General features: G+C 43.1%; 7 protein-coding genes. 6 read left to right on the top strand and 1 reads right to left on the bottom strand.

The window, feature by feature from the left end; all coding sequences use genetic code 11:
• The 3 genes from SPADD19_RS07795 to glmS all read left to right on the top strand — a co-directional run.
• Nucleotides 1-513 (top strand): gamma-glutamyl-gamma-aminobutyrate hydrolase family protein (locus SPADD19_RS07795; protein WP_241496542.1); only part of this gene is annotated, 513 nt, incomplete at its 5' end.
• A gap of 134 nt (nucleotides 514-647) precedes the next feature.
• Nucleotides 648-2,033, top strand: a complete 1,386-nt coding sequence (locus tag SPADD19_RS07790) for a glycoside hydrolase family 1 protein (RefSeq protein WP_061455720.1) — start codon at nucleotides 648-650, stop codon at nucleotides 2,031-2,033.
• Between the two features lie 347 nt (nucleotides 2,034-2,380).
• Entirely contained in the window at nucleotides 2,381-4,189 is a 1,809-nt protein-coding gene (gene glmS / locus SPADD19_RS07785; protein WP_049491026.1) for a glutamine--fructose-6-phosphate transaminase (isomerizing), read from the top strand.
• Between the two features lie 57 nt (nucleotides 4,190-4,246).
• On the opposite strand, the gene SPADD19_RS07780 is transcribed toward glmS, so the two are convergent.
• Nucleotides 4,247-5,104 (bottom strand): 5'-nucleotidase, lipoprotein e(P4) family, encoded by an 858-nt coding sequence (locus SPADD19_RS07780; RefSeq protein WP_003004374.1) that lies wholly within the window; start codon nucleotides 5,102-5,104, stop codon nucleotides 4,247-4,249.
• 436 nt (nucleotides 5,105-5,540) lie between these two features.
• Here SPADD19_RS07780 and SPADD19_RS07775 point away from each other — a divergent pair, with 436 nt between their 5' ends.
• From SPADD19_RS07775 to SPADD19_RS12850, 3 genes are all read left to right on the top strand, one after another.
• Complete coding sequence (locus SPADD19_RS07775) at nucleotides 5,541-6,542, top strand: uroporphyrinogen decarboxylase family protein (RefSeq protein WP_061455719.1); 1,002 nt, start codon at nucleotides 5,541-5,543, stop codon at nucleotides 6,540-6,542.
• Between the two features lie 17 nt (nucleotides 6,543-6,559).
• Nucleotides 6,560-6,760: a hypothetical protein gene (locus SPADD19_RS07770; protein ID WP_061455718.1), complete on the top strand. Its 201-nt coding sequence runs from the start codon at nucleotides 6,560-6,562 to the stop codon at nucleotides 6,758-6,760.
• Between the two features lie 99 nt (nucleotides 6,761-6,859).
• The coding region (locus tag SPADD19_RS12850; RefSeq protein WP_481906740.1) for a uroporphyrinogen decarboxylase/cobalamine-independent methonine synthase family protein at nucleotides 6,860-7,266 on the top strand (407 nt) is incomplete at its 3' end.

Genomic DNA, 7,266 nt, shown 5'->3' with positions numbered 1-7,266 from the left:
AAGCTCATCATCACCGGTGGACAAAATGTCTTGCCCAAGTTTTACGGAGAAGAAATCACCATCGACAGTGATGACTACCTCTTGAAACGCGATCTCTTTGAGTTGGCCTTGATTGAAGAAGCGCGTGCGGCTAAAAAAGCTATCTTTACCGTTTGCCGTGGGACCCAGCTCTATAATGTCGCTCTAGGGGGAACTCTGTATCAAGATATTGAACACCACTGGCAGGACAATCCAGGTCAGTACACCAGTCAAGAGTTGGTGACCAAGGATCAGACGGTCCTGCAAGAGATCTATGGTAAGACCAGTCGCATCAATTCTTTCCATCATCAAAGTATTAAAGACTTGGCAGATGGCTTAGAAGTAATCGCGCGGGATCCTAAAGATGACATCATAGAAGCCGTTCAATCCACAGATGAGATCCGTTTCCTCGGCGTTCAGTGGCATCCGGAACTGCGTTTTGACAAGAGCCCAGCAGATCGTAAGCTCTTTGAATATGTCGTGAATGACTTATAATGAGGACCAGCTCCCTTAGGAATTTTTCCTAAGGGGCTTTTTCTTTAATCTGCGTAAGAAAGACTGTAAATTGTGCCTAGGTTTTGGAGGAGGATGCGCTACAATAGAGCTAGTAGAATGAGGAGGATTAGGACATGTATCAATTTCCAAAGGATTTTTTATGGGGGAGTTCGACCTCGGGGCCTCAAACAGAAGGACGTCTAGCCCAGGATGGAAAGGGAGACAATCTCTGGGATTACTGGTATAGGATCGAGCCCAACCGCTTTTATCAAGGGCAAGGACCGGAGAAAACATCGACTTTTTATGAACACTGGGAAGAAGATTTGGATCTCTTGTTAGAAACTGGGCACACCGCCTTTCGAACCTCTATTCAGTGGTCCCGTATTTTCCCAGAAGGACGAGGGGAGATCAATCAAGCAGGCGTTGATTTCTACCGTCGTGTCTTTGAAAAGATAAAGGAAAAAGGGATTCACCTCTTGGTCAACCTCTATCATTTTGATTTGCCGATGGCTCTTCAAGAGCAAGGGGATGGTTGGGAAAATAAAGAAACCGCCTATGCTTATCAGGAATATGCGCGTTTTTGTTTCAAGACCTATGGAGATCTGGTCGATCAGTGGATCACCTTTAATGAACCCATTGTCCCTGTGGAGTTTGGTTATTTTTATGATGCCCATTTTCCTCATAAGGTAGACGCAGCAGCAGCTGTTAAAGTAGCCTACCACACCCAGCTAGCAAACTCTCTAGCGGTTAAGGCCTGTCACGAGGTGGATCCTAATTACCGTATCGGGATTGTACTCAATTTGACACCAGCTTATCCTCGGAGCCAGCATCCAGAAGATGTGAAAGCTGCGCGCATTGCCGAGCTCTTTCAAGCCAAATCCTTCTTAGATCCATCTGTTCTTGGTCATTATCCTGAAGAATTAGTCGAGATCCTACGGGAGCGTGATCTCTTGCCGGATTATGATCCTTTTGAATTGCGCTTGATCGAGGAAAATACGGTGGATTACCTAGGAGTTAACTATTACCAACCACTCCGTGTGGCGGCTCCTCGTTATGCTCCAAATCCAGCATCTCCCCTACTCTTTGAACAATTTTATGAACCCTATGTTATGCCAGGCCGCAAGATCAATCCCCACCGTGGTTGGGAAATCTATGAGCAAGGTTTGTATGACATTGCCCAAAATATCAAGGAAAACTATGGCAATATCGAGTGGATCCTGACAGAAAATGGAATGGGGGTTGAAGGAGAGGAAAAATTCCGCAAGGACGGAGTGATCCAAGACGACTACCGGATTGACTTTGTCAAAGACCATCTTCGTGAGCTCCACCGGGCTATTCAAGATGGTGCCAACTGTAAAGGCTATTTGATCTGGACCTTTATTGACTGCTGGTCATGGCTCAATGGTTACAAGAACCGCTATGGTTTAGTTGAGTTGGACCTCGAAAGTCAAAAACGAACCCTCAAAAAATCCGGTCATTGGTTTAAAGAACTAAGCCAAGCCAATGGATTTGAGAAGTAGACAAACTGCTCTTTTATAAGAATCAATCAACTTCTATAAAAATAAAAAATTTTATTCGTTAGAGTTATTCAACAGTGAGAAAAATGCCTAAAATATTCAGTTTCAGGCACTTTTTTCACGGCAGAAAGTTTTTAAGATGATTTTTACTTCAATCTTAACTCTGACTTAACTAGACCAATTTTCTTGAATTTCCTAGTTGACAAACTGGAAGAAGCATTGTATACTGACTCCGCTGGTTGCTTTTTAGGTAAATTAGACTAGACCAATTTTAAAGTAACTGAGAAATCGACCATGGGTCGTTTGACTAAGTAAAGGGGAAAGTATAGCAAGGCTATATCGTAAAGACTATGTGCGGAATCGTTGGTGTTGTAGGAAATACAAATGCTACTGATATTTTGATTCAAGGACTTGAAAAACTCGAATACCGAGGCTATGACTCTGCGGGTGTTTTTCTGGCTAGTGAAGGCAAGAGCCAATTGGTAAAGGCAGTTGGCCGCATTGCAGAATTGTCGTCTAAGGCAGAAGGTGTCGAAGGAACAGCTGGGATCGGACATACCCGCTGGGCCACTCACGGAAAACCAACTGAGGACAATGCTCACCCACACCGCTCTGAAACAGGTCGCTTTGTATTAGTCCACAATGGGGTCATTGAAAACTACCTTGAAATCAAGGAAGAATACCTAGCAGGTCACCATTTCAAGGGGCAAACAGATACAGAAATCGCAGCCCACTTGATCGGAAAATTTGCTGAAGAAGATGGCTTATCTACGCTTGAAGCCTTCAAAAAAGCCCTCCACATCATCCGTGGGGCCTATGCTTTTGCTTTGATGGATGCGGAAGATCCAAGCACCATCTATGTCGCAAAAAATAAATCACCACTCTTGATCGGTCTTGGCGATGGCTACAATATGGTCTGCTCTGATGCCATGGCCATGATTCGCGAAACCAACCAATACATGGAAATCCATGACCAAGAGTTGGTCATTGTCAAGGCTGACAGCGTTGAAGTGCAAGACTATGATGGAAACGTCAAAGAACGGGATAGCTACACGGCTGAACTCGACCTTTCTGATATTGGAAAAGGGACTTACCCATACTACATGCTTAAAGAAATCGATGAGCAACCAACTGTCATGCGTAAGTTGATCCAAGCCTATACAGATGAATCTGGTCAAGTAGTGGTAGACCCAGCTATTATCAAGGCTGTTCAAGAAGCAGACCGGATCTATATCCTTGCGGCTGGTACCTCTTACCATGCTGGATTTGCTTCTAAAAAAATGTTGGAAGAGTTGACGGATACCCCAGTAGAACTCGGTATTTCATCTGAGTGGGGGTATGGTATGCCGCTTCTCAGCAAGAAACCACTCTTCATCTTTATCAGCCAATCTGGTGAAACAGCCGATAGCCGCCAAGTATTGGTCAAAGCCAATGAAATGGGTATTCCAAGCTTGACAGTGACCAATGTTCCAGGTTCAACTCTTTCACGTGAAGCAGACATGACCATGTTGCTCCATGCTGGACCTGAAATTGCGGTAGCTTCTACTAAGGCTTATACGGCTCAAATCGCAGCCCTTGCCTTTCTTGCTAAAGCTGTTGGGGAAGCCAATGGCAATGAGAAGGCCAAAGCCTTTGACTTGGTGCACGAATTGTCTATCGTTGCCCAATCGATCGAATCAACCCTTTCAGAAAAAGAAGTGATCGACGAAAAAGTCCGTGGCTTGTTGGAAACAACCCGTAATGCTTTCTATATCGGACGTGGCCAAGATTACTATGTTGCCATGGAAGCTAGTCTGAAACTAAAAGAAATTTCTTACATCCAATGTGAAGGCTTCGCTGCGGGTGAGTTGAAACACGGTACCATCGCTCTGATCGAAGACGGTACACCGGTCATTGCCCTCTTGTCTGATCCAGTCCTAGCCAGCCACACACGTGGGAACATCCAAGAAGTGGCAGCACGTGGGGCTCATGTTTTAACCATTGCAGAAGAAAATGTCGCTAAAGAGACAGATGATTTGGTCTTGACAGCAGTTCACCCTTACCTCTCTCCAATCTCAATGGTGGTACCAACCCAATTGATTGCCTACTTTGCAACCCTTCATCGTGGGCTAGATGTTGATAAACCACGGAACCTTGCTAAGTCTGTAACCGTTGAATAAATTTGTTTATATAGAAAAAACATCCTCGTTAGGTTTTTCCTAGCGAGGATGTTTGCTTTATTTGTCAAAACCTTGCAAGGCTTTGAGGCGTTCTTCTGTTTGTCCCTTGGCATCTAGTTTTTTACCTTGGTAAACAGCAGATTCCCATGATCCATACATTGGATTTGGGAAGATGATGAATTTTTCACCAAATTCTTTTTGCAATTCGTCCAATTTCTTGTCACGATCAGCTTCAGAGGTCTTAGAGAAATCTGCAAAGTCAACCAGGTTGTCCCCAAAGAGCAAGACAAGATTGGTCTTTTCTTGTACAGCTTGGCGACGGCCTTCTTTTGATTTGACGCCATCTTCTAAGAACATGAGGTGGTCACGTCCTTGAACAGGAATGCCTTCTTTTTCAAGGTTCTTAATGGTATCATCTACTTGAGAGGTTGTACGGTCAGAAATGTAGTAGATTTGAACCCCGTTTTGATCCGCATATTGAAGGAAATCTTTGGCACCTGGTACCGCTTTTGCGGCTGCTTTTTTCACCCAAACATCCCAATCTTTAGGATTGAAGGCCGTACCATCTTTGACGTTTTGAACTTGGTAAGGGCTGTTGTCTAAAACAGTTTCGTCCAAATCCAAGACGATGGAATAAGGCTTATCAGAAGGAGTTTGGAGGATCTCTTTCAAACGGTCAGTAGCGACATTGTAGCCTTGTAAATACAAAGCCTTGGTTTCTGCTGCCTTTTGGTACCAGAGAACAGACATGGTATTTTCTTGTGAGCGCTGTTGATCATAGGTCATTGTTACCTGATTTTTAGTGCTACTTGCTTTTGTCTCTTGCGTTTTAGTGGTGTTGCTACCACAACTCGTCAGTAAAATGACAGAAGCAAGAGCAGAAACGATGGTAAAGGTGGTTTTTGTTGTTTTCATAAACCGTACACTCCTTAAAATTTTTCTATAAAAATTATACTCTTTTCAATCTTGCATGACAAGAAAGAGGAGAAGGGGATCCAGGGAATGGTAAAATGAATAGGAAGAAAGAAATGTTGATATGAAGGGCTTTTTCACCTCAATAGATGCCATTTTTAAGCTTAAAAGAAGGGATATAGTTTTCTGTTATAACTGGATCAAGAAAAGATCAAAGCGGTCCTTTTCTTCTAAAATGAAAGAATAGAGAAAGATACCCGCAAGTCCCTATTTTCAAGGACTTGCGCTTTTTTGATACCTTTTTTAATAAAGAAATTTTAAGGCCTTGATAGGGAAAATATATTAGTCTGCTACTTTTCGAGGTGATATCATGGTTACAAATTCCAGAAGGAAAGCAGTTAGTCTTTCTTTTGGAGAAAAGATGAGGAGGATTCACAGTATGAGTAAAAAAGAATTGGTTCTTCGTGCCATTCGAGGCGAAACAGTAGAGCGAATCCCTGTAGGATTTTGGCTCCATTATGTGACTCAAGAAGAAAAAGAATTGGGTCTAGACAATCCGGCTGTAGTAGAAAAAAGTATTAAGGGCCACCAACACTATGTAGAAGAAATTTCACCTGATTTTGTCAAGATCATGAGCGATGGCTTCTTCCGCTATCCGAGTACACTTTATTCGAGAGAGATCAAATCGATCCGAGAATTGAAGGATATTCAACCGATTGGGGAGCATCATCCTTGGATTGAAAAACAAATTGAAGTGGTCAAGGAGATTCGTTCCCATTTCCATGAAGAGATTGCTTCTTTCTACAATATCTTCTCGCCCATTTCTTATTTGAAACGCTGGTTCCGTACGGACCAATCCCGTGGAGACCAAGTGATTGCAGACTTTATCAAGGAAGATCCAGAAACTTTAGCTCATGTCCTTGACGTGATTGCAGGAGACATCGCTACTTTAAGTCGCCACTTGATCCAAGAAGCAGGTATTGAAGGGATTTACTTTTCAACCCAGCAGATCCAAGATGAGCGTGTGACAGATGAAGAGTACCGCAAGTTCATTGAGCCTAGCAGCATCGCTGTCCTAGAAGCAGCCAATGAAGCTGGAGGCATCAATATCCTTCATATTTGTGGTTTTGAAGGGGCCAGCAATGAAGTGGAACTCTTCAAGGATTATCCGGCTCAAGTCATTAACTGGGCGACCCATCATGAAGGCCTTAGCCTAGCCGCAGGTCGTAAACTTTTCGGTGATCGTGCCGTCTTGGGTGGCTTTGTCAATGGCAAGAAAGGTTTGCTCTACCAAGGGGAACGAGAAGCTATTGAGCAAGAAACGCGTCGCTTGGTGGCTGAAGCCGGAAGTCGTGGTTTGATCCTTGGAGCAGACTGTACCGTGCCAGATGATTTCCAATTGGAACGCTTAGATTGGGTACGTAAAGCAGCTGTATTGTAAGAAGAAAGGAGAGGGAGATGAAAAAGATCAATGTATGGTGTATCCTGGTAACCGTTTTGTTTTTGCTTCTAGGGCTGAGTAAAGTCGCTCTTGCAAGCAGTCAGGGAAAAGCAAAAAAAGATCCAGATATGGCAAGACTGGAGAGAATTCCAGCCCATAGTCTCTCCCTCCTTCGCCCATCTGATCTAGCAGGAATTCTTCTTCTCGAAGATCAGTGATAAAAAAAGATGAAGAACTTGATAAAAAATATATATTAGTCAAAGCATCATTGAAGTGATAAGATAACAAACAAGAAATGAATAGAACGAGGTAAGAACATGTCAGCAAAAAGAGAATTAGTGTTAAAAGCTTTTAAAGGAGAAGCGGTTGACCGTGTGCCAGTTGGGTTTTGGCATCATTTTACAACAGAAGAAGAATGGTTGAAAGGATTTTCTAATCCGGAAATTATTGAAAAAAACCTCAATGGCCATAAAAACTTCCTTCACAAGGTCAAACCAGACTTTGTCAAACTCATGAGTGATGGTTACTTTGCTTATCCAAATCCAGCCATTCACAAAGGCCTTGAAAATATCTCTGACTTAGCAGGGATTGAACCACTTGGAGCAGATCATCCATGGATCACAGAGCAGGTAAAGCTCGTTAAAAAAATCCGTGCCGGTTTTGAAGAAGACATTGTGGCTATCTACAATATCTTTGCTCCAGTGACCTACTTTAAATGGTTGGT

This window comes from Streptococcus parasanguinis (genome assembly GCF_001578955.1).
Lineage (GTDB): Bacteria > Bacillota > Bacilli > Lactobacillales > Streptococcaceae > Streptococcus > Streptococcus parasanguinis_U.
This window is presented reverse-complemented; position numbering and strand designations above follow the sequence as displayed.